At 69.9% G+C, this 22266-nt stretch carries 16 protein-coding genes and 2 pseudogenes; 11 read left to right on the top strand and 7 right to left on the bottom strand.

The features are described 5' to 3' along the window. The first annotated feature begins 46 nt into the window (after nucleotides 1-46). Nucleotides 47-577, top strand: coding sequence for an XdhC family protein (locus FLW16_RS13910; RefSeq protein ID WP_142560438.1), 531 nt, complete (start codon nucleotides 47-49; stop codon nucleotides 575-577). Between the two features lie 92 nt (nucleotides 578-669). Here the strand turns inward: FLW16_RS13910 and FLW16_RS13905 are convergent, their stop codons facing one another. Continuing rightward, nucleotides 670-3006, bottom strand: a complete 2337-nt coding sequence (locus tag FLW16_RS13905) for a PHB depolymerase family esterase (protein WP_142560437.1) — start codon at nucleotides 3004-3006, stop codon at nucleotides 670-672. A gap of 381 nt (nucleotides 3007-3387) precedes the next feature. Here FLW16_RS13905 and FLW16_RS13900 point away from each other — a divergent pair, with 381 nt between their 5' ends. Continuing rightward, nucleotides 3388-4122, top strand: coding sequence for a sulfotransferase family protein (locus tag FLW16_RS13900; RefSeq protein ID WP_185949410.1), 735 nt, complete (start codon nucleotides 3388-3390; stop codon nucleotides 4120-4122). 45 nt (nucleotides 4123-4167) lie between these two features. Here the strand turns inward: FLW16_RS13900 and FLW16_RS13895 are convergent, their stop codons facing one another. Further along, a complete protein-coding gene (locus FLW16_RS13895; RefSeq protein ID WP_142560436.1) occupies nucleotides 4168-4539 on the bottom strand; it encodes a cupin domain-containing protein in 372 nt (123 codons plus the stop codon). A gap of 101 nt (nucleotides 4540-4640) precedes the next feature. On the opposite strand from FLW16_RS13895, the gene FLW16_RS44465 reads away from it, so the two are divergent. Both FLW16_RS44465 and FLW16_RS13880 read left to right on the top strand, forming a co-directional pair. Next, a complete protein-coding gene (locus FLW16_RS44465; protein ID WP_142560435.1) occupies nucleotides 4641-5102 on the top strand; it encodes an SCP2 sterol-binding domain-containing protein in 462 nt (153 codons plus the stop codon). A gap of 357 nt (nucleotides 5103-5459) precedes the next feature. After that, the gene (locus FLW16_RS13880) at nucleotides 5460-6047 is read left to right on the top strand and encodes a TIGR03086 family metal-binding protein (protein ID WP_142560434.1); all 588 of its coding nucleotides are present in this window, start codon (nucleotides 5460-5462) and stop codon (nucleotides 6045-6047) included. A gap of 40 nt (nucleotides 6048-6087) precedes the next feature. Here the strand turns inward: FLW16_RS13880 and FLW16_RS43645 are convergent, their stop codons facing one another. Further along, nucleotides 6088-6237: a hypothetical protein gene (locus FLW16_RS43645; protein ID WP_185949409.1), complete on the bottom strand. Its 150-nt coding sequence runs from the start codon at nucleotides 6235-6237 to the stop codon at nucleotides 6088-6090. 232 nt (nucleotides 6238-6469) lie between these two features. Here FLW16_RS43645 and FLW16_RS13875 point away from each other — a divergent pair, with 232 nt between their 5' ends. From FLW16_RS13875 to FLW16_RS13865, 3 genes are all read left to right on the top strand, one after another. Continuing rightward, entirely contained in the window at nucleotides 6470-7012 is a 543-nt protein-coding gene (locus tag FLW16_RS13875; RefSeq protein ID WP_142560433.1) for a hypothetical protein, read from the top strand. A 183-nt stretch (nucleotides 7013-7195) separates the two neighbouring features. Further along, a complete protein-coding gene (locus FLW16_RS13870; protein WP_260615243.1) occupies nucleotides 7196-8542 on the top strand; it encodes an MFS transporter in 1347 nt (448 codons plus the stop codon). A gap of 97 nt (nucleotides 8543-8639) precedes the next feature. Further along, nucleotides 8640-9149 (top strand): GNAT family N-acetyltransferase, encoded by a 510-nt coding sequence (locus FLW16_RS13865; RefSeq protein WP_142560431.1) that lies wholly within the window; start codon nucleotides 8640-8642, stop codon nucleotides 9147-9149. Nucleotides 9150-9198: 49 nt separating this feature from the next. On the opposite strand, the gene FLW16_RS13860 is transcribed toward FLW16_RS13865, so the two are convergent. The 3 genes and pseudogenes from FLW16_RS13860 to FLW16_RS13850 form a co-directional block, all read right to left on the bottom strand. Further along, nucleotides 9199-11298 carry a S8 family serine peptidase gene (locus FLW16_RS13860; protein ID WP_142560430.1) on the bottom strand — a complete coding sequence of 700 codons (2100 nt, stop codon included), beginning with the start codon at nucleotides 11296-11298 and terminating at the stop codon, nucleotides 9199-9201. 560 nt (nucleotides 11299-11858) lie between these two features. Further along, the gene (locus tag FLW16_RS13855) at nucleotides 11859-13907 is read right to left on the bottom strand and encodes a bifunctional aldolase/short-chain dehydrogenase (RefSeq protein WP_142560429.1); all 2049 of its coding nucleotides are present in this window, start codon (nucleotides 13905-13907) and stop codon (nucleotides 11859-11861) included. A gap of 218 nt (nucleotides 13908-14125) precedes the next feature. Continuing rightward, a pseudogene (locus FLW16_RS13850) lies at nucleotides 14126-14368 on the bottom strand (rhamnose isomerase); the annotation flags it as partial. A gap of 143 nt (nucleotides 14369-14511) precedes the next feature. Here FLW16_RS13850 and FLW16_RS13840 point away from each other — a divergent pair. Next, a pseudogene (locus FLW16_RS13840) lies at nucleotides 14512-14850 on the top strand (FGGY-family carbohydrate kinase); the annotation flags it as partial. 22 nt (nucleotides 14851-14872) lie between these two features. Here the strand turns inward: FLW16_RS13840 and FLW16_RS13835 are convergent. Further along, nucleotides 14873-15679, bottom strand: a complete 807-nt coding sequence (locus tag FLW16_RS13835; RefSeq protein ID WP_260615242.1) for an SAM-dependent methyltransferase — start codon at nucleotides 15677-15679, stop codon at nucleotides 14873-14875. A gap of 664 nt (nucleotides 15680-16343) precedes the next feature. Here FLW16_RS13835 and FLW16_RS13830 point away from each other — a divergent pair. The 3 genes from FLW16_RS13830 to FLW16_RS13820 form a co-directional block, all read left to right on the top strand. Then, nucleotides 16344-19277 carry a family 43 glycosylhydrolase gene (locus FLW16_RS13830; RefSeq protein ID WP_142560428.1) on the top strand — a complete coding sequence of 978 codons (2934 nt, stop codon included), beginning with the start codon at nucleotides 16344-16346 and terminating at the stop codon, nucleotides 19275-19277. Nucleotides 19278-19468: 191 nt separating this feature from the next. Next, the gene (locus FLW16_RS13825) at nucleotides 19469-21862 is read left to right on the top strand and encodes a family 43 glycosylhydrolase (RefSeq protein WP_142560427.1); all 2394 of its coding nucleotides are present in this window, start codon (nucleotides 19469-19471) and stop codon (nucleotides 21860-21862) included. Between the two features lie 91 nt (nucleotides 21863-21953). After that, a partial coding sequence (locus tag FLW16_RS13820; protein ID WP_221891060.1) for a hypothetical protein occupies nucleotides 21954-22266 on the top strand: 313 nt, incomplete at its 3' end.

Here is a 22266-nt window from a genome sequence, read left to right as displayed (position 1 = left end):
GACCCGGGGGTCGTCTCCCGGGCCGCACGGCTGAGAAACTGCGGACATGAGCCACAGCCATGACGAGGACCCCGCGTGCGCGGCCGCCCACGGCGAAGCGCTTCCCCAGGAGGCAAGGCGGACGCTGGTCGCGGTGTTCGCGTCTCCGGTGGCGAATCATCTGCTGCGATTCGGCGCCGAGCTGGGCTTCCGGCCGATCCTGCTGGAGCCCGATCCGGACCACGGGCTCGGCGGCCTCCCGGCGGACTCGGTCCCGGTGGTCAGGGAGGTGGACGGCCACCTGGACGGCACGGCCGACGTGGTCGTCACCGATCACCATCGCGCGGAGATCGGGCCGCTACTGCGTGACGTTCTCGGCAGCCCCGCGCGCTGGATCGGCGTCATGGGCAGTCCCCGCCACCCGGGTCCCCACGTGCGGGCGCTGACCGAGCTGGGCGTCCCGCCCGAGGAGATCGCCCGCGTACACCGCCCGATCGGGCTCAACATCGGCTCCCGTACGCCTCCGGAGATCGCGGTGGCCACGCTCGCCGGCCTGATCGCCGACAGGAACGGCAGGCCCGGCGGCTTCGCGCACTGACTCCCCGCCACGCACACGGGGCACCCCCGCGCGTGGCGGGGGTGCCCGTGGCGCTCCTCCTGGTCAGGAGCGCGTCATAGCGGTTCCACCGGTCAGGAGGCGCCGCACGTCAGCGTCGGCGTCTCCGCGCTGCCGTTGGCGACGAACCCGAAGGTGGTGGTGCCGTTGGCGGCCAGCGCGCCGTTCCACGACTCGTTGCGCACGAAGACCGAGGCGCCGGATCCGGACTTGAGGCCGCCCCACAGCTGGGTGATGGACGGAGAGCCGGACCAGCTCCAGTCCACCGTCCAGCCGCTGACCGCCGAGCTGCCGGCGCGGACCGTGACCTCCGACTGGAAGCCGCCGGGCCAGGAGTTGACCGTCCGGATCGTCGCGCTGCACCCGCCCGGCTCCGGCGAGTTCCCGGGCGACGGGCTGACCGGCGGAGTCGGGCTCGGGCTCGGGCTCACCGGCGGGGTGGGGCTGGGCGAGGTGTCGGGAACGGCGGCGTTGAGGGCGTTGAGGACCGAGGTGTAGGCGGGCTTCTTGTTGCCGTTGCCGTCGAACAGCAGCGGGGTCTGGCTGGAGCGCCAGGAGTCGCTGTCGCGCACGCCCCACACGGTGATGCCGACGCAGCGCGAGACCGCGAGGCAGTCGTTGACGATGTTGGCGTAGGTGGTGGCCGAGGCGCCCTCGACGTCCAGCTCGGTGATGGCCACGTCGACGCCCAGAGCGGCGAAGCTCTGCAGCGTGGTGCGGTAGTTGCTGTTGTAGGCGCTGCCGCTGTTGAAGTGGCCCTGGAGTCCGACGCAGTCGATCGGCACGCCGCGCTGCTTGAAGTCCTTGACCATGTTGTAGACGCCCTGGGTCTTGGCCCAGGTCCAGTTGTCGATGTTGTAGTCGTTGTAGCAGAGCTTGGCGGCCGGGTCGGCGGCGCGCGCGGTGCGGAAGGCGACCTCGATCCAGTCGTTGCCGGTGCGCTGGAGGTTGGAGTCGCGCCGTCCGCCGGTGCTGTCGTCGAAGGCCTCGTTGACGACGTCCCAGTAGGGGATCTTGCCCTTGTAGTGGGCCATCACGCCGTTGATGTGGTTGATCATCGCCTGGCGCAGCGCGCTGCCGCTGAGGGACTGCATCCAGCCGGGCTGCTGGGAGTGCCAGGCCAGCGTGTGGCCGCGCACCTGCTTGCCGTTCTGCACCGCCCAGTTGTAGATCCGGTCGGCGTTGGTGAAGTTGAACTGGTTCTGGTTCGGCTCGGTGGCGTCGATCTTCATCTCGTTCTCGGCCGTCACCATGTTGAACTCACGATTCGCGATCGTCGTGTAGTTCGAGTCACTCAGCTTGTTCGCGCTGATCGCCGTACCGAAGTATCGGCCGCTGCGGGCCGCGGCCGCGCCGAGGGTCGTGGCCGGCGGGCCGCCGCTCGGGCCGGACGACGGGCTCGGGGACGGGCTGTCCGGCGGGGTGGGCGACGGTGTGGGGGACGGCGTGGGCGACGGTGAGGGCGAGGGAGAGCTCGGCGTGGTGCTGGTGAGGCCGAGGAAGTCGATCGCATAGGCGATCATGCCGTTGAGAGGCAGCGAGTGCCCCTGACCGGAGACGCTGATGCCCTCGACCGGCGGCTGGGTGCCGGTGTTGCCGTACCGGGTGCGGGTCCACCCCGACGACGGGCTGTCGGTGGACACGGGCGTCTGGCTGACGCCGTTGAGGTTGGTCCACTGCTTGATCTCTTCGCCGAAGTTGTTGTAGTTCAGCGTGGTGTCGGTGGTGCCGTGCCACAGCTGCATGCGCGGGTAGGAGCCGCTGTAGCCGGAGTACATCGAACGGGCCAGGTCACCCCACTGCTGGGCGGTCTTGATGCTCTGCCCGCCGGAGCACTGGCTGTTCCAGGTGGAGCCGTCGGTGGTGGCGAAGCAGCCCGCCGGGACGCCCATGAAGGCCGAGCCCGCCTTGAAGACGTCCGGATACTCGGCCGCCAGCACGTTGGTCATCATCGCGCCGGAGGAGACGCCGCTGACGTAGACGCGGCCGGGGTCCACGTTGTAGCGCGACTTGGCGTAGTCGACCATCGACATGATGCCGACCGGGTCGCTGCCGCCGCCCCGCTTCAGCGCCTGGGGCGAGTACACGTCGAAGCACTGCCCGCTGCGCGTGGCCTCGGGGAACACGATGATGAACCCGTACTGGTCGGCCGCGGTCACGTAGTCGCGGAAGTATCCGCTGAACAGCGCCGACGCGGTGCCCGTGCAGTAGTGGACGGCGACCAGCAGCGCGGGCCGGGCGGCCACCCGGTCCGGCACGTAGATGTACATGTTCAGGTTGCTCGGGTTGTTGCCGAAGCTGGTCACCCGGGTCAGCGAGGCCGCGGCGGCAGGTTGGGTGACCAGCAACGTGGCCGCCGCGACCACGGGCATCAGCACGGCGGCCAGTAAGGCCACGATGCGTCGTCTCACGTGAGCTGTCCTTCCTCCGGTTGCGCCGACCGGGGCGTGCGGCCACGGTGCCCGGGACGGGGCTCCCGTACTGCTCGCAGATCGCGGATGCCACACCCTCACCGGATCCGGCGGCGTGAATGTTTCCGAAGCGTGCCTAAAACTTTCTGGCGACTCAAGCCGCAGATCATCGCGAGTTCTGTGCCGACGAGGAGGAGGACGTCAGGGGCACTCCGCCCCGTCCGGGGACCGACGACTCTTGGAAAGTTTCATGGAGACGCCGAAATATTGTCAGATCGTGGAGGCGGCATGCCGTGGGAGCGTCAGCGCGCCGTGAGAACATCGGGCGGGCGGGCATGGTCTACCGCGTCAGCCGGCGGGGGCGACGACGGGAGCCTGGACATGCTGGAGGTCATCGGCGCGGGACTTCCGCGCACCGGAACGACGTCGACGAAGGCGGCACTGGAACGGCTCGGCTTCGGGCCCTGCTACCACACCTTCGAGGTCCTGCTCCGCCCGGAGCTCGCCGAACGGTGGCTGCCCGTCTGCTCGGGCGGGCCGGGTGACTGGGAACGCGTCTTCGAGGGCTTCCGGTCCTGCGTGGACTGGCCCGCCAGCTTCTTCTGGCGGGAGCTGGCACGGGCCTATCCGGACGCCAAGGTCGTCCTCACGGTCCGCGACCCGCGCAGCTGGTACGCCAGCTTCCGCGTGCTGGGCTCGCTCGGCCCGCGCGAGCCGATGCGGGAGGACGAGGCACCCGAGGCCATCCGTCCCGTCGTCGCCGCGATGACGAGCCTCCGGCCGCTCTTCGAGCGGATCAGCGTGTCGGTCTTCGGCGAGCACTGGCGGCCCGGTCACACACCGGACGAGGAGCGGGCCGTCGCGGCCTACCACCGGCATGTCGCCGCGGTGCTGGCCGCCCTTCCCGCCGAGCGGCTCCTGGTCTTCGACGTGCGCGAGGGATGGGGACCGCTGTGCGCCTTCCTCGGGGTCGCCGCTCCCCCGGACGCCCCGTTCCCGCACCTCAACGACACCGCGTCGATCCGCAGGACGTTCGAGCTCATGCACACCGAGGGCCGCGTCCACGTCCCCTTCGATCCGGGAGACCGCCGGACGCCCCCGCCGGCCTCCCGGTAGCCCCGGACGCCCCGCCGACGCGGTCACCAGCAGGCTTCGAGGTCATCAGGGACGCACGGCGTACACCTTGCGGAGCGTCTCGTGCACCGTCCACACGGTGCGTGCGCCACCGGGCATCAGGACGACGTCGCCCGGGCCGACGTCGAGCACCGGGCCGTCCTCCACCTCGATCGTCGCGCTGCCGCCGAGCACGACGAAGACCTCGTCCGCCTCGGTGTCGGTGCTCACGCCCGGTCCGTGCTGCCAGACGCCGACCGCCAGGTCCGTGCCCGACGCCAGCTCCAGGTGGCGGACCTCGGGGGTTCCGGACACGACCTGGGCGGGGTCGAGCGGGTCCGGATCGAGGTCGGCGTCGGCCAGGGCCGCCGCCCGCACCACGCGCGGGGTGCCGGTGAACAATTTGTCGTGTCGGTTCATCGTCGATCAGGTCCCATCGTCGGAATCGTACGGCCGGGCCTCGTCATGCTCACGAAGCCTCAGGCCCGCCCTGTCGACCCGGTCGGGCGAGGGCCGCGTGGATGATATCGGCGCAGGCGGCGACGTCGAGGGCCAGGATCGCCGGGGAAGATGAGCGGCTCGACGCCGAGCCGTTCGGCCAGCACCCGGGCGGACAGAGCGGGAACGCCGTCGCCCGATTCCGCTCCGACGCCGACGGCGACCGGCACGGGCCCGGAGCGCAGCGCGGCGACGTCGGTCTCGAAGCGCAGCACGGGCAGCAGCACGTGGGCGAGGAAGTGGTCGGCTACGAGGTCCGCATGGGCGACTTCACCCTCCGCCTACAGATCATCGACGGGGTCCTGACGGTCGGCATCGGCCCGCACCCCGCCCCGGACCTCGTCGTCGAGAGGCTGAACGATCAGGGAATCCACGCCCTGATGACCGGCGCCACGACCCCCGGCCAAGCACTCGCCGACGGCAGCGTCCGGGTGCACGGCGATCCCGCGCTTCTCCACCGGTTCGTCGAGGCGTTCCGCTTCTGACCCGAATGGCGTCGCGCAGAGATGGGCCGCTTCGGTCATGCGTCGCGGCGCTTGAGCAGCACCGCCGCGAGGTAATCGTGACCGCTGCCCGTCCGCTGACACCCGGCTGCCAGCGCGCCAGGTGAGAGGCAGCCGCTTCCACGAGGTACGGCCGGGCCGTATCGTGCAGATGTTCACGTCGAGGGCGATCCCGACGGAGTCGCGCCGGAGACGCTGCGGTTCGAGGACCTGGGCGACGACCGTACGCGGCTGCGGGCGCGGTCGCCGGCCGGCAGCTTCGAAAGCGTGCGTGGCTGCGCAGCGGTATGAAGGTCGGTGTCGACGAGGGTTACGCGAAGCTGGAGAGGATGCTCATCGATGGCGCTGTCTGATCGCCCCGCCGAGCGGCACCGGCAGGTCGCCGGATTGTTCACCGAACGGGTGCGCGGCACCAGGGCGTGGGACGTGCCCTCCCCCGTCGCCGGCTGGGCCGCCCGCGATGTCGTCCGCCACCTGACCGAATGGTTCCCCGGGTTTCTCGCCGCCGGGGCCGGTATCGAACTGCCCTGCGGCCCGCCGGTGGACGAGAACCCGGTCGCCGCGTGGCAGGTTCACTGTGACGCTGTGCAGGCGGTGCTGGACGATCCGGGGACGGCCCACCGGGAACTCTCCAATCCACACATCGGCAGCCTGCCTCTGGCGACCGCGATCGACCGGTTCTACACCGCCGATGTGTTCATGCACACCTGGGATCTGTCCAGGGCCACCGGCCAGGACGACCGTCTGGACGCCGGCTTCTGCGCTCGGCTCCTGGCTGAAATGGAGCAGATGGAGCAGGTCATCCGCTCCTCCGGCCAGTTCGGCGCTCGCGTCGAGGTGCCCGGCGATGCGGATAACCAGACCAAACTGCTGGGTTTTATCGGCCGGGACCCCTTCTGGCCGGAGCGGCGACCCGGACGCCCCTGATCTCGCTCGCCGGTCTGTGACCCCGGGCGAGACGCCGGCGCTACTGCGCGGTGGTGGCGGCGTCGAGTGGTGACGCCGGGACGGTCAGGACGGTGGCGACCAGGGCGGCCAGCGCCAGCGACGCGACGCCGATCACCGCGAGGGACGTGCCGAGCCCTCCGGTCACCGCGGTCAGGGCGCTGACGAGCAACGGCGACAGGAACTCGCCGAGGAACAGCGCGGCGGTCCACAGCCCGGTGCCGCGGGCCCCGCCGCGCGAACGGCAGCCCGCCGACCGCCCACGTGAGCAGGGTCGGCAGCAGCAGCCCGGTGGCGAACCCGGTGAGCACGGCGCCCGCGACGATCACGGGCACCGACTCGGTAGCGAAGATCGCGCCAACGCCCTGCCCGCCGCCGTCTTCTGAACCCGCGACGCTATGGTGTTGATCGTCGACACGGGTGATCTTCGAGACGGGTGGATGGGCGGCGCCGTTATGGCCGATTTGCTGATCACCGTCGAGAACACCTTCCTGCGCAGATACGGACGCTATCTCCTCGCTGACGCCGACGGCCCGACCATCGACACGGAAGACGCGCGGCTCATGGGCGGTGAACTGTGCTCCACCACCCAGAATCTGATGGTCATCGAGACGATCGTGCGGCGCGACGACGTGCTGGAGCTGACAAAGGGCAGGTTCGTCTTCGAGGTCTGGACCGCTGAGCCGCCGCCCACGGCGGCCGGCGTCTGGGACGAACAGACCGTCGTCCAGTTCCGGGCGACATCGGGGGTCGTTCATCTCGAGAATGACGACGAAGAGGCGAGCCCGCTCCAGATCGACCTGGGCGCGCGTGACATGCGCTGGCAGGTCCGGCTGTCGGCTCGTGAGGTCGAACTGGAGCCTGAGGACGTCGAGTACTTCGAATTGGGGGCCGAGGAGTACGAGGCCGAAGTCTTTCTCCTGCAGTTCTGGCCCCACATCCGCTGATTCCGAGCATCGCAGTCAATCGTCCGGGTGAGCGACCCCTGTGTGGCTTTGTGAGTGCCGCGGCCTCGGCGACGTCTTATGCCGTCGCTTCGGGCGTGCGGTCCGAGGCGACGTGATCGGCGGTGCGACCGCTCTGCGAAAACCGCTTGAGGTGACCTGCGTGCGCTGGCACGGTGGTCCCTCGTGCCCGCAACGGATGCGCCAGAGAATCGAGATCCTGAACCGTCCGGAAGCGACGTATCGCCGGTATCGGGTGCCGGCCTCGCGGCCGGGCATCCGCTCCGTTCCGCCGCCTTCCGGTGGTTCCTGGCCGGCCAGTCCATCTCCATGGCCGGTAGCGCCATGTCGCCTGTCGCCCTGGCCTTCGGCGTCCTTGAGATCACCGGCAGCGCGGCCTGGCTGTCCGCGGTCACCACGGCGGCCTTGGTCCCGATGGTCGCGATGCTCCTCCTCGGCGGCGGAATCGCCGACCGTTACCGGCGCGACACCGTGCTGTGCCTCGCCGGCCTGGGCGCCGGCCTCACCCAGGTCGGCGTCGCGTTCCTCCTCCTGGCTCACCAGCACCCGGCGTTCCTGCTGCCGCTGTCCGCCCTTAACGGCGTCTTTCAGGGACTGACCAAGCCCGCGTTGCGCGGCATCGTCTCCAATCTGGCGGCGGGACGCGGTCTCCAGCAGGCCAGCTCCCTGCTGGCGACCGTCAGGAACGCCACTCGTATCGTCGGCCCGACCGCGGCAGGCTTGTTGACCGCCTCCGTGGGCGGCGGCTGGGCGATCGCCGCGGACGCCGCGTCCTTCCTCCTGGCGGCGGCGTTCTTCGCTCGGATGTCGCTGCCCGGCCCGCCACCGCGCGCGAAGAGCGACCCGACGATGCTCGGCGAACTACGGGAAGGCTGGCGCTACTTCAGCTCCACGCCGTGGATCTGGACGGTGACGTCGGCCTTCGCCGTCTTCAACGCGGTCAACATGGGGGTGTGGCAGATCCTGGGCCCGGTGATCGCGAACGACACGATCGGCGCTGAGGGCTGGGGGCTGGTGCTGAGCGCGCGTGGTGCCGGGGCGCTGACAGCCAGTGTGATCATGGTGAAGCTGGCGGTGCGGCGGCCGATGGTGCCGGCGCTGTCCTCGATGGCACTGGCCACCGGCCCGCTGATCCTGCTCGGCGCCGGCGCGAACACGTTCTGGCTCTCTGCGGCGGCATTCGTGGCGGGAGTGGTCGCGGAGTTCTTCACCGTCGTGTGGGAGACCGTTCACAACACCCACGTCCCGGAGCGGCTGCTCTCCCGGGTCGGCGCCCACGACGAGTTCTGGTCCTTCGTGCCCATCCCCCTCGGCCAGCTGTCCACGCCGGTCCTCGCCGCGGCCTTCGGAACGGCGGCGGTCGCCGTCACCGGCGGCGGGGTGGCGGCGGTGGCGATGCTGGTGCCGCTACTGGTGCCGTCGCTTCGGCGGCTCGAGATCAACCCGGACGGCGATCGGACGGGGCGGCTACACGTTCCTTCACCCGGTGACACCGGATCCGGAAGGGAGTAGCCCGCCGGATTACGATTCCTTCTCGCGAGCCACACCGCACGCCGAGTCGCCGGTCGGAACATCGGCGCCGGCGGCGGAGTGTTCCGAAGGAGGTCACGTGACCACCATTGGGCTGCGGCCGGCCACGGCCGCCGACAAGGAGTTCTGCTTCCGACTGCACAAGGCCGCCATGGGCGACGTCGTTGCCGCGATCTGGGGGTGGGACGAGCAGGACCAGCGCGACCATCACATGCGCGTTTTCGACCCCGGCAACACGCGGATCGTCACCGCCGACGGAGTCGACGTCGGCATGCTCAGCGTCGATCACGGTCCCACCGAGATCTACCTCGCCCGGATCGAGATCCATCCCGACTACCAGGGACGCGGCATCGGCACCCACCTCATCAGCGGGCTGCTGGACCAGGCCGGTCGGCGGGGGCAGGACCTGATCCTGGACGTGCTGGCGGTCAACCACCGCGCGCACGCCCTCTACCAGCGACTCGGCCTGAAGGAAGTGGTACGTCACGGTGACGGCGACATCAAGATCAGGATGCGTTACAGCGGCCGGTCCACCGCGGACCCCGGCGCCGAGTCCGTCTCGGACGCAGTGGGCGACCCGGACCCGTGACGCGCGAACGCCCTGCCGGCCACGGCCGGCAGGGCGCTGATGCGGAGGATCAGAAGCTGGGATAGATGTCGTAGGTCTGTCCGCCGACGCCGTAGTAGTTGGAGCCGGTGGACCAGAGGCTGTCGTTGACCAGGGGCTTGTAGAAGAACTGCTGCCCCACGGGGACGTTCACCCCGCACTCCCACAGGTCGGCCGCCTTGCTGACGCAGTCCTGGCCGGCGGTCCAGCTCAGGGGTGTGTCACCGCGGAGGACGATCCTGTTGCCCGTGCCCGGGTTGTAGTGGACGCGGACGGTGGTCGTGGTGGAGGGCGCCTCGACGCTCGCGCCGAGCGCGGTGCGCAGCGACGCGCCGCCGGTCGAGGTGGCGGTCAGCACGCCCCCGTACAGGCTGGTGGTGCCGGTCAGCTGGTGCAGGGTGACGGTCACCTGGGCGGTGCCGCTGGCCGGCACCGTCACCTGGTTGCCGCTCAGGGTGAACAGGCCGGACGGGGCAGGCGTGCTGCCGGTGGAGTTGGTGGCCGACACGGCCAGGTTGAGCGTGACCGGGGTGGCGGCGTCGTTGGTGTAGGTCACGGTCTGCGTGGCCGTGGGCTGGGCGGCGGTGACCGACAGGGCGGCGCTCGGCGGGTTCGCGGTGAGCTGCTGGCTCACGGCGCGGGCCGCGTCGACCCGGCCGGTGCCGTACGTGTAGGGGGTGGACCCGGCGGCGGCCGCGGTCGTGCCCATCAGGGCGTCCTTGAGCCGCTGCGCGCCCCAGGCGGGGTGCCGCTGCTTGACGAGCGCGGCCGTGCCCGCCACGTGCGGGGTGGCCATCGAGCATCCGCTCATCGTGCCGTAGCCACCACCGGGCACGGCCGCGGTGATGTCCACGCCCGGCCCGGTCATGTCGGGCTTCAGGCCCTGGGTGCCGACGGGGCCGCGGCTGGAGAAGCCCGCCACGGTGTCGGTCAGGTCCACCGCGCCCACGGTCAGCGCCGACTGGGCGACGCCGATGGAGCTGATGGTGGACGTGCCGGGGCCGTAGTTGCCCGAGCAGACCACGAACAGCGCGTCGTACTGCGAGGTCAGGGTGTTGATCGCGGCGGCGACGGGGTGGTCGGAGAAGCCCGGGTCGCTCTGGATGCTCATGCTGACGATCTTGGCGCCCTCCTCTCCGACCGCCCATTCCATGCCCGCGATGATCGCGGAGCTGGTGCCCCAGCTGTCGTTGCCGAGGACCTTGCCGACGACCAGGCTCGCGCCCGGGGCGACCCCCTTGTACAGCCCGCCCGAGGCGGCGCCGGACCCGGCGACGGTCGAGGCGACGTGGGTGCCGTGGGAATTGCCGTCCTCGACGCCGTTCGCGTTGCCGGTGAAGTCGGCGGAGGCGACGACCTTGCCCTGCAGGTCGGGGTGATCGGTGTCGTATCCGGTGTCCAGCACCGCGACCTTGACGCCGGATCCGTCGTATCCGCTCGCCCATGCGGTCGGCGCGCCGATGTGCGGGACGCTCTGGTCGAGGCCGGCCGACACCTTGCCGTCCAGCCACAGCTTGGTGACACCGCCGCGCAGGGTGCTCGGCGCGGCCGAGCCGCCGGTCAGGCCGCGCCAGCCGTCGGGAGCGGACTTCTTGCCGACGGCGAAGGCGCTGACACCCAGGCGGGGGAAGGCCTGCCGGCGCTTGGCCGCCGAACCGAGCGCGGCGTCGGCCCGCTCGGCGTTCTGGCTGGTGGCGCTCTTGGGATAGGTGGTCAGGACCGGGATGATCTGGCTGCGCGCGTCGTCGTAGCCGTCCGCGATCAGCGTGCCCACCTCGAAGAGCTGGGGGTCGAGCCGGTTGGCCCGGATGAGGGGGGCCGCGTCCGACGGGACCACCGACACCTGGTCGCCGCGGTCGGTGACCGCGAAGGTGATGCCCGTACGTCCCTCACCCGGCTCGACGGACAGGACGCGCAGGTCGTGGTTCTCCAGGTGCGCCTTCACCGTGTCGCCGGTGACGAGGGTGACCGTGTGGTCGCCTTCCGCGGCGGCTCCCGACGCCGCGGAAGGACCGGAGGGGGCAGAGGGGCTTGAGGGCTTTGAGGGGCCGGTCTGCGCCGCGGCGGACACGGCGGGCAGGCCGAGGAGGGCGGCCGTCGTGACGACGACGGCTACGGATGATCTCCGCAAGGGTTGTCTCCCAAGTGGTCGAGTTGATCACTACGCCGACCACGCTAGGCTTTTTCGCGGAGTTCTGAATTTTGCGAGATTCTTTTGTCTACGCCCTTCGCGATCATGGATCCGCAGCGCGCTTCATGACAGGAAAGCGGTTTCAGTGGCAGCCGACGCGGCCCGGCCACGAGATCGGTAAGTCGCCGCTCACTTGTGGCTTCAATCACATTCCCGAGCATTGTTTTTCACGTCGCCGCTGATATACAGGGCCACCGGGTGTCATCACAAGAAAACGAAGCGCGTTATCCACCGCGAAACAAGCACAGATTTCAACCCGCCGAACAATGCGTGAAAGAGATGTAACAGATTTTTATTTCATGAACCTTCTACTACTTCACCGTGCGGGCCGGCGATCGCGGGTTAGGCGAACCCGGAAACGGCATCATTCGCCGAGAGCCGGGCGAGGGGACGGCCCGCCCCGACGAGAGGCGCGCGCCGTCGCGGCGAGGTGGCCGAACCGCCCGGCTCATCGCGCACGCGGTCCGGCCGGCACCTCGTGCCGGCCGGGCACCAGCTCGTCACCGCAGGAACGCGGCGGCCACTCCGGCGTCGACGGGGATGTGCAGACCGGTGGTGAGGGACAGGTCGCCGCCGGTGACGGCGAAGACGGCGGCGGCGACGTGCTCGGGCAGCACCTCCCGCTTGAGCAGGGTGCGCTGGGCGTAGAACTCGCCCAGCTTCTCCTCCGGCACGCCGTAGACGGCGGCCCGGTTGGCGCCCCAGCCGGAGGCGAAGATGCCGGAGCCGCGCACCACCCCGTCGGGGTTGATCCCGTTGACGCGGATGCCGTGCTCGCCGAGCTCGGCCGCGAGCAGGCGCACCTGGTGGGCCTGGCCGGCCTTGGCCGCGCCGTACGCGACGTTGTCGGGCCCGGCGAACACCGCGTTCTTGGAGGCGATGTAGACGATGTCGCCGCCCATGCCCTGTTCGATCATGATGCGGGCGGTCTCGCGGGAGACGAGGAACGAGCCGCGTGCCATCACGTCGTGCTGACGGTCCCAGTCGTCCACGGTGGTCTCCAGCAGGGAGCGCGACAGCGACAGCCCGGCGTTGTTGACCACCAGATCGACCCCGCCGAAGGCCAGCACGGCCTGCCGTACGGCCTCGACGACCTGGGCCTCGTCGGTGACGTCGGCCTGGACGGCCACGGCCGCATCGGCCTGACGGGAGGCGCGGGCCCCGATGTCGGCGGCGACCTTCTCCGCGGCGGCGAGGTCGCGGTCGGCGACCACCACGCAGGCGCCCTCGGCGGCCAGACGGCGGGCGGTGGCCGCGCCGATGCCCGAGCCGCCCCCGGTGACCAGGGCGATCCGGGTGGCCAGCGGCTTGGGCGCCGGCAGGCGGCGCAGCTTGGCCTCCTCGAGCTCCCAGTATTCGATGCGGAACTTCTCCGACTCCTCGATCGGGGCGTAGGCCGACAGCGCCTCGGCGCCGCGCATCACGTTGATCGCGTTGAGGAAGAACTGGCCCGCCACGCGAGCGGTCTGCTTGTCCTTGCCGAAGGAGAACATGCCGACGCCCGGCACGAGCACGATGGCGGGGTCGGCGCCGCGCAGCGGCGGCGAGGTGGGGGTGGCGTGCCGCTCGTAGTAGGCGCGGTAGTCCTCGCGGTAGGCCGCGTGCAGCTCGCCGAGGCGGGAGATCACGTCCTCAAGCGGCGCGTCGGCGGGCAGGTCGAGCACCATCGGCGCGACCTTGGTGCGCAGGAAGTGGTCGGGGCAGGATGTGCCGCGGGCGGCGAGCGCCGCGTGCTTCTCGCGGGACAGGAAGTCGAGCACCTCGGGGGTGTCCGTGTAGTGGCCGACCTGGCGGACGTCGGTCGAGCACAGGCCGCGCAGCACGGGGAACAGCGCCGCCGCCCGCTCCCGCCTGGCCGCCTCCGGCAGCGGCGCGTAGCCCGGCTTCACCGGTCCAAACGGCTCGGGTCTGCCGTGCTCGGCGATGTACGCCTCGGCGGTGCGGATGATCCACAGCGAGTTGTCCGCGCACTCGGCGGAGGTGTCGCCCCAGGCGGTGATGCCGTGCCCGCCGAGGATGCAGCCGACGGCCTGGGGGTTGGCGTCCTTGATGGCGGCGATGTCGAGGCCGAGCTGGAAGCCGGGCCGCCGCCAGGGCACCCAGACGACCCGGTCGCCGTAGATGCGCCGGGTCAGCACCTCGCCGTCGGCGGCGGCAGCGATGGCGATCCCCGCGTCGGGGTGGAGGTGGTCGACGTGCGCCGCGTCGACCAGGCCGTGCATCGTGGTGTCGATCGACGGCGCCGCTCCGCCCTTGCCGAAGGCGCAGTGATCGAAGGCCGCGACCATCTCGTCCTCGCGTTCGACGCCGGGGTAGACGCCGGTGAGCGCGCGCAGCCGGTCGAGCCGGAGCACGGCCAGGCCGGCCTCGGTGAGCGTGGCGAGGTCGCCGCCCGACCCCTTCACCCACATCAGTTCCACGTCGGTGCCGGTGACCGGGTCGAGGGCCGTTCCCTTGGCCGAGGCGTTGCCCCCGGCGAAGTTCGTGTTGCGGGGATCGGCTCCCAGCAGATGCGCGCGTTCGAGCAACTGCTCAACCGGCGTGGTCATGAAATTTCCCCCTACGAGTGGTTCGATGGGTCCGGACGATGATGGCCTTATGGGACGAGTTATGGCAAAACGGGCGACGGGCGGCAGGCTACAGCGGCGGGCCGAGCGGCCGGAGACCGGCCCCCGGACCGGCCCGCGACAAGGCGCGACCGGTGACGGTGCGGAGGGATTCCGCGAGACGTCAGGCGCCCCAGCCGGCCTGGGTGCCGCCGGCTCTCCTGGAACGGGTCGGCGGCGCCGACCATGAGGTCGTCGTCGGCGTAGAAGCGGGAGTTGAAGTCGAACCCGCCGAGCCTGCCCTCACGCAGCAGGAACGCCACGATGATCTCGATGTTGGTGCCCGGCGCGTGATGACCGGTGTCCACCACGACCTGCGCCCTCGGCCCCAACGCCATGCAGTGGGCGTAGGCGGTGCCCCAGTCCGGCACGTCGGTCATGTAGAAGGCCGGCTCGAACAACTTCTAGCGCGCCGCCGCCGAGATGCCGACCGTGGTGGGCGCGATGATGCCCTTGAGGTCCGGGTACGCCTGCAGCAGGCCTTGGGTCTCCTGGAACGACTTCTGGTCGTCGTCGTCCCCGTACGGACGGGTGGGCGGCGACCGTTCGCTGCGTGCTGGAGATCCTGGCCCTCGCCTATCGCCGCACGATCCGCCAGGCCGTGCGGCTCAGCGGCCGCGACGTGGACGTCGTCCACGTGGTCGGCGGCGGCGCACGCAACGCCCTGCTGTGCCGGATGACCGCCGACGCCACCGGGCTGCCCGTGGTCACCGGACCCGTCGAGGCCGCCGCCCTCGGCAACGGCCTGGTGCAGGCCCGCGCCCACGGCGAGGTGGACGACATCCGCGACCTCGTACGCCGCAGCGAACCGCTCCTGACCTACCGTCCCGTGGGCGGGGAGACCGCCTGGGACCACGCCGAAGCCCGCCTGCCCGCTCCCCCGTGAGCCGGGGTGTCCCGCTTCGGCGTCAGCGGACGCGGCCCACGCCGCCGAGCGCGCCGGCCTTGCCCTCCCGGACGAAGGGGTGGTCGGTGTCGGGCCGCCACTCCTGCAGCGGCACCACTCCCGGCTCGACCAGGTCGACGCCGTCGAAGAACGCGAGGATCTGGTCGTACGACCGGGAGGTGGTGCCGGGGACGGAGGTCCGGCTGAAGACCTTGCGGCCCTCCTCCTCCTGGTCGTCGCTCAGGTCGCCGAGGGAGCCGTGCGACACGACCAGGTAACCGCCCGGCACGAGCGAGCCGCGAAGGGTCGTGACGATCTTCATGGCCTCGTCGTCGTCCGGGACGAAGTGCAGCACGCCGAGCAGGAGGACGGCGAGCGGCTGGGAGAAGTCGATGTGCTCCCTGACCTCCGGATGCCGCAGCAGCGCCTCGGGGTCGCGCATGTCCGCCTCGACCGCGCGCACCCGCTCGTTCTCAGCGAGGATGGCCCGCGCGTGGACGAGGACGATGGGGTCGTTGTCCACGTAGACGACCCGGGACTCCGGGGCCAGTTCCTGGGCGACCTGGTGGACGTTGCGCTGCGTCGGAAGCCCGGCGCCGACGTCGAGGAACTGGCGGATGCCCTGCCGCGTGAGGTGGGTGACGGCCCGGATCAGGAACTCGCGGTTCTCCCGGGCGATGTCGGGAAGGTTGGGCAGGATCTCGATGATCTTCTCGGCCGCCTCGCGGTCCGCCGCGAAATTGTCCTTGCCGCCCAGGTAGTAGTCATACATCCGGGCGACGCTCGGCGTAAACGGGTCGACGCCCGCCGGCGCCTTACGCTCGTCCACAACACTCCCCTCGTCGTACATCAAGGATGGTACGGCCTTGATCACGACAAGGAGGACACGTCACCAATTTGTCATCGAACGCCAGAAACCGACACGAAGAGGGCTCCTCCGGAGGCGGATCCGTTATCCACCCTGCTGGACCGCTCCCTGACGTGCCGCGACGGTAATTTTCCGACTTACGGACAGTACGTTACTGGCCTCGGTGCACGTCTCACACTCTTGACAGTGCGCGCCGTCCCCACCTACGGTCACGGGACATCGCCGCATCTACCCGCAGTCCAAAAATGTTAGCGCTAACAGGTCGAGGAGCCCCCCGATGAGAGCGGTCCCCCCGCCGCACCTCACCCCGCCCCTCCGCGGGAACGTTTCACGCCGCCCCGCCCGCACGAATACGCCCCCCCTCATGCGCGATCGGATCACGTCCGCCTTACCTGCGCACCTGAGGTGAACGCCTCCCTGTCCACACCGCACAACCGGTAGGACACCGCCTTCACCGCGAGCCCGCACGCTCCGCCCCTTCCAGCGGGACCGCCACGCCGACCGGACCCGGGACCTCCTCCTTCGCGGGCCGGCGATTCACCCGCACTCCCGTCGACCGCTCACTCAGATCCCACCCCCACTGCTGTCAGGCATCGCCTGACATCGCCCATCAGAGGAGTTTCGCGTGCCCGAAAATCGCCGATCCACGGCGATCCCCCGACGGTTCCGGAGGATCTCGCTCGCGACTGCCGCCGCGCTCGTGTGCGGCGGTCTCGTGTCCCACGGTGGTGTGGCGAACGCCTCCGGCGGATGGTCGCCGACGCCGTCGTACACCTCGACCGACCACGGTGACGGCACCTACACCGTGCCGATCCTCAACTCCGACGTGCCGGACATCAGCGTGGAGCGCGTCCCGGCCGCGGAGAACAAGGAGCACCGGGACGTCTACTACATGATCAGCACGACGATGCACCTGAGCCCGGGCGCGCCGATCATGAAGTCCTACGACCTGGTGAACTGGGAGATCGTCAACTACGTGTTCGACCGGGCGGACATCGGCGACGCGTTCTCCCTGCGCAACGGGCAGAACTCGTACGGCCAGGGCCAGTGGGCGTCGTCGCTGCGCTACCACGACGGCAAGTTCTACGTCGTCTTCAACACCAACAACCTCGGCGGCGCGTACCTCTACAGCACCGACGACGTCGAGAACGGGAAGTGGACGCGCACGCCGCTCGGCCGCGCCCTGCACGACCCGTCGCTCTTCTTCGACGACGACGGCACGCCGTACATCTTCTACGGCTCCGGCAGCACGAGCGCCGTGCGCCTCAAGTCCGACATGTCGGGCATCGACAAGGACTTTCCGAGCATCTTCGCGGCGAGCGACTACGCCGGCAAGCCGTTCATCGGCGGCCTGTTCGAGGGCGCCCAGGTCTTCCACATCAACGGCTACTACTACGTGGTCATCATCACCTGGCCGTCCGGGCAGGGACGCCAGGTCGCCATGTTCCGCTCGAAGGACCTGCTCGGACGCTACACGTCGGCGGACGGCTCGAACACCTACGAGGCGCGCGGGGTGCTCAACTCCAACGGCTTCGCCCAGGGCAGCCTCGTGCCGATCTCCCGCAACGGCGGCACCGACTGGTATGGCATGTTCTTCCGCGACAACTTCCCGATCGGGCGCACCCCGGCGCTCATTCCCGCCACCTGGCAGGACGGCTGGCCGACGTTCGGCAACAACGGGGTCGTGCCGGTGAACGGCGGCTTCGACAAGCCGATCAAGCTGAGCCCGGAGGAGGAGAGGTTCGAGCAGCAGAAGAGCCTCGTCGCCTCCGACGACTTCGCCAACGACGCGCCGCACAAGGCGTACATGGACGAGCAGTGGACGATCCCTGACCCGCCCAAGTACGACGACTCGCTCATCGGCGTCGAGCTCCTGCAGAACCCCGGGTTCGAGTCCGACGCGGTCTCGCCGTGGGCCGGGCAGTACGGCGCCACGCTCGGCCGGGACACGACCGATCCGGCCGCGGGCTCGGCCGCGCTGAAGGTGAGCAACCGCACCCTCAACGGTTCCGGGCCGAACCAGTTCCTCAACGGCAAGGTGCAGCGCGGTGTGACCTACACCGTGTCGGCGAAGATCAAGTACACCTCGGGCCCGAGCAGCATCCGGTTCAACCTCGTGGCCGACTGGGGCGCGGGCGTCCAGACGATGACGTCCGGGAACGTTCCCGCCGGGCAGTGGACGACCGTGACGGGCCAGTACACCATCCCGGCGACGGCGAACGTGGACAACTTCAAGTTCGCGGTCGAGACCCCGTGGGGCAACCCGCAGCCGGCGTCGTCGAGCGTGGACTACCTGATCGACGACGTCTCGATCGTCGGGCAGCCGGTGACGACCGAGAGCCCCTCCAAGGAGGAGATCGCCCCCAACGGGTCGCGGCTCGACCCGGTGTGGGAGTGGAACCACGCCCCCGACAACCGCTACTGGTCGCTCACCGACCGGGACGGATGGCTGCGGCTGACGACCGGCAAGGTGGTCACCGGCAAGTACGTCTACACCAAGCTGTCCAACCGGGACGAGTTGACCTGGTTCGAGGAGGCGCGGAACACGCTCTCGCAGCGTACGTTCGGGCCGCGGCAGTCCGTCGAGACCAGGATGGACATCTCCGGCATGAAGAACGGTGACGTCGCCGGTCTGGCCGCCTACAACCGCGGGTTCTCCTATGCGGCGGTCAAGCGCGTCGACGGCCAGAACACGCTGGGCGTCGTCAACCGGGTGCAGCCGTTCGCGGTCGACATCGACCAGGCGGCGATCGAGAACTTCGTGCCGGGCACGACGGTGCCGCTGGGAGACGCGACCCAGGTGTACGTGAAGGCGGACCTCGACTTCAGCTCGCCCGTCGGGCAGCTGTGGACGACGTTCTACTACAGCCTCGACGGGCTGAAGTGGACCCAGCTGGGCAGCCGTGTCGGCCCGCAGACCCTGGACGGCAGCCTCTCGCACTTCATGGGACACCGGATCGGCCTGTTCGACTACGCGACGAAGGAGAAGGGCGGGCACGTCGACTTCGACTACTACAAGCTCAGCGACACGCTGACCGCGCAGAACAAGGCGCTCGACACGAGCGCCCTCGACGCGGCCATCGCGTACGCGGGCACGCTCGACAAGAGCGACTACCCGGCGGACGCCTGGGCCGGCATGCAGGCGGCGCTCGACGGCGCGAAGGCGGCGCGGGCCGGTGAGTTCGGCACCCAGAACCAGATCGACGCTCCGGAGCGGGCGCTCAGCTACCAGCTGGCGCGGCTCGGCACGCTCAAGTCCGCCACACCCGAGGTCAAGCTGACCGTCACCTCCTCGTCCCGCTGCATCGGCAGCTCGGCGTACGTGGCGGTCACGGCCGTCAACGACTCCGGCGTGCCGGCGACGATCACGCTGACCACCCCGTACGGGTCCAAGACCGTGGCCGACGTGGCCCCGGGCAAGCAGGTCTACCAGTCCTTCAACACCCGCGCCGCCCACATCGACGCCGGCACGGCCACCGTGAAGGCGACCGCCACGATCGACGGCAAGCAGGTCACCTCGACCTACGACGTCGCCTACACCGCGGCCAGTTGCCGCTGAGCTGCTCACACCGCGGCCGGCTTCGCTGACCACACCGGGGCCGGCCGACCAGCCGGCCGGCCCCCCACAACACGTCGCGCGCATCTGCGCGGTTCGCCAGGGCGGGCGGCCGCCCATCCCTGCCGCAGTGAGCCGACCGCCCCGCGGCGGTCCGTGTCCCCGGAAAATTCTGAGGTCAAGGAGAATATTTCGTGTTGAAGCGTGTTCGAAGGACGACCCGACGGCGGGTCGCCGCCATGGCGGTGGCCGGTGCCCTGCTGGGCGCGGCGGTCGCCGCGACGGCGGGCCCGGTCCAGGCCGCCGCCCCGAACATCATCGTGAACGGCGGGTTCGAGGACGGCCTCGGCAGCTGGTTCGTCAACAACGGCAACGCGACCGACGGCGCCACGCTCTCGGCCACGACGGACGCGTACACGGGCTCGAGCGCCGTGCTCGTCACCGGCCGCAAGACGACCGGATCCGGCCCGATGCAGGACCTGTCCGGCAAGGTGCAGGCCGGCAAGACGTACGCGATCACGGCGCGGGTGAAGTACGAGAACCCCAACAGCCCGGCGACCAAGCAGTTCTTCGCCACCATGCACTACGGCGGCTCGACCTACACGAACGTCGGCACGGTGACGGTGGCCCGCGGACAGTGGGGGCTCATCCAGGGCACCTTCACGATTCCCGCCGGGCAGAGCGTCTCCACGGCCAGGCTGTTCTTCGAGACGCCGTGGACGTCGAACCCCGCGTCCGCTCCGGACACGCACCTCATGGACTTCAAGGTCGACGACGTGTCCGTCACGGAGTTCGTCCCGTCGACGACCATCGAGGCGCTCGGCAAGAACCCCGGCGAGGGCAACCCGCTCATCTCGCACAAGTTCGGCGCGGACGGCAACGCGTTCGTCCACGACGGCCGCGTGTACATCTACATGACCAACGACACGCAGGAGTACAAGCCCGGCCCCACCGGGGTCTCCTCGACGAACACCTACGCCAGCATCAACACGATCACGGTCATCTCGTCCGACGACCTCATGAACTGGGTCGACCACGGCGAGATCCCCGTCGCCGGCCCGAACGGGGTCGCCCGCTACGCGAACAACTCGTGGGCCCCCGCGATGGAGAGCAAGGTCGTCGACGGCAAGGAGAAGTTCTTCCTCTACTTTGCCAACAACGGCGGCGGCTCCGGCGTCATCGTCGGCGACTCGCCGGTCGGTCCGTGGCATGACGAGCGTGGCAACCTGCTCATCACGAGCGCGACGCCGGGCGCGTCCAACGGCATCAACTGGCTGTTCGACCCCGGCGTGTTCATCGACGACGACGGCCAGGGCTACCTCGTCTTCGGCGGTGGCGGCGACGACGGGACGCGCAGCGCCGAGAACACCAACCACCCGAAGTCCACGCGGGTGATCAGGCTCGGCGACGACATGATCAGCACGAAGGGCTCGGCGGAGGTCATCGACGCGCCGCTCGTGTTCGAGGCCGGTCACCTGTTCAAGCGCGACGGCAAGTACTACTACTCGTACTCGTCGAACTTCGGGTTCGGCGGCCCGATCGACCCCAACGGCCCGCCGACCGGGGCGATCGCCTACCTCATGGCCGACAGCCCGATGGGCCCGTGGACCCCCGAGACGTACAAGGGGATCATCTTCAAGAACCCCGGCACCTACTTCGGCGCCGGCGGCAACAACCACCAGTCGGTGTTCAAGCTCGACGGGCAGTACTACTTCACCTACCACGCCCAGACGCTCAACAGCCGCATCACGGGCGGTGCCACGCAGGGCTTCCGCAGCCCGCACCTCGCCAAGCTCGACTTCAACCCGGACGGCACGATCAAGGAGGTGAAGGGCGACTACAAGGGCGTCGAGCAGATCCACAACCTCGACCCGTACCGGGTGATCGAGGCCGAGACGATCGCCTGGCAGCAGGGCATCGCGACGAAGAAGATCGACGGTGGGTCCGAGGAGTTCGGCGCGCAGGCCCCGAACCTCGTGGTGCACGACATCGACAACGGCGACTGGACGTCGCTCGCGAAGGTCGACTTCGGCACGGGCGGCGCCGCCGGCGTCACCGCCAAGGTGCGCCCGCTCGTGGTCGGCGGGAAGATCGAGGTTCGTCTCGACGGCCGCACCTCGCCCGTGGTGGCGACCATTCCCGTCGACGCGCCGCTCGGCGAGTGGACGAAGCTGACCGCCAAGCTCGACGGCGTCAAGGGCGTGCACGACGTGTACTTCACCTACGCCGGGCCCGACGGAGCGGACCTCTTCGAGGTCGACTCCTGGTCCTTCGACGCGAACCCGTCGTCCTCGCCTGAAGTCAAGCTGACCGTCACCTCCTCGTCCCGCTGCATCGGCAGCTCGGCGTACGTGGCGGTCACGGCCGTCAACGACTCCGGCGTGCCGGCGACGATCACGCTGACCACCCCGTACGGGTCCAAGACCGTGGCCGACGTGGCCCCGGGCAAGCAGGCCTACCAGTCCTTCAACACCCGCGCCGCCCAGATCGACGCCGGCACGGCCACCGTGAAGGCGACCGCCACGATCGACGGCAAGCAGGTCACCTCGACCTACGACGCCACCTACACCGCGGCCAGTTGCCGCTGAGCTGCTCACACCGCGGCCGGCCGGCCGACCAGCCGGCCGGCCCCGTCCCCATGAATCCGCCCTGCCCCGCCCCTCATAAATGGAGCGATACATGAGAATCAACAGGACCACCCAGATACTCGCCGCGTCCGTGCTCGGCCTCACCCTCGCCGGCGCCGGCGTGGCCGGTCCCGCCGCCGCCGACGACAACCCCAGCAGCGGCATCGACGTGTCGGTCAACATCACGCCCACCACCACCCCCGGCCAGCTGTCGATGACCGTGGCCGACAACAACGGCGTCTCCCTGCAGGAAAGCGGCTCGGACGCCGCCGCCCGCCAGTTCACCGGCACCCTGCCCACCGTCACGGTCAGCGACACCCGCAAGCCCGAAGACATCCCCGCCGGGGAGTACTGGGCCGTCGTCG

The sequence above is a fragment of the Microbispora sp. KK1-11 genome, assembly GCF_006874435.1.
Lineage (GTDB): Bacteria > Actinomycetota > Actinomycetes > Streptosporangiales > Streptosporangiaceae > Microbispora > Microbispora catharanthi.
Note: the sequence above shows the minus strand (reverse complement) of the source record. Positions and strands in the feature narration are given on the sequence as shown.

What these genes read in the sequence shown, in the direction of transcription:
- FLW16_RS44465 (WP_142560435.1), top strand. Translation starts at nt 4,641, where the DNA reads ATGATATCGGCGCAGGCGGCGACGTCGAGGGCCAGGATCGCCGGGGAA.
- FLW16_RS13900 (WP_185949410.1), top strand. Translation starts at nt 3,388, where the DNA reads ATGCTGGAGGTCATCGGCGCGGGACTTCCGCGCACCGGAACGACGTCG.
- FLW16_RS13880 (WP_142560434.1), top strand. Translation starts at nt 5,460, where the DNA reads ATGGCGCTGTCTGATCGCCCCGCCGAGCGGCACCGGCAGGTCGCCGGA.
- FLW16_RS13910 (WP_142560438.1), top strand. Translation starts at nt 47, where the DNA reads ATGAGCCACAGCCATGACGAGGACCCCGCGTGCGCGGCCGCCCACGGC.
- FLW16_RS13895 (WP_142560436.1), bottom strand. Translation starts at nt 4,539, where the DNA reads ATGAACCGACACGACAAATTGTTCACCGGCACCCCGCGCGTGGTGCGG.
- FLW16_RS13855 (WP_142560429.1), bottom strand. Translation starts at nt 13,907, where the DNA reads ATGACCACGCCGGTTGAGCAGTTGCTCGAACGCGCGCATCTGCTGGGA.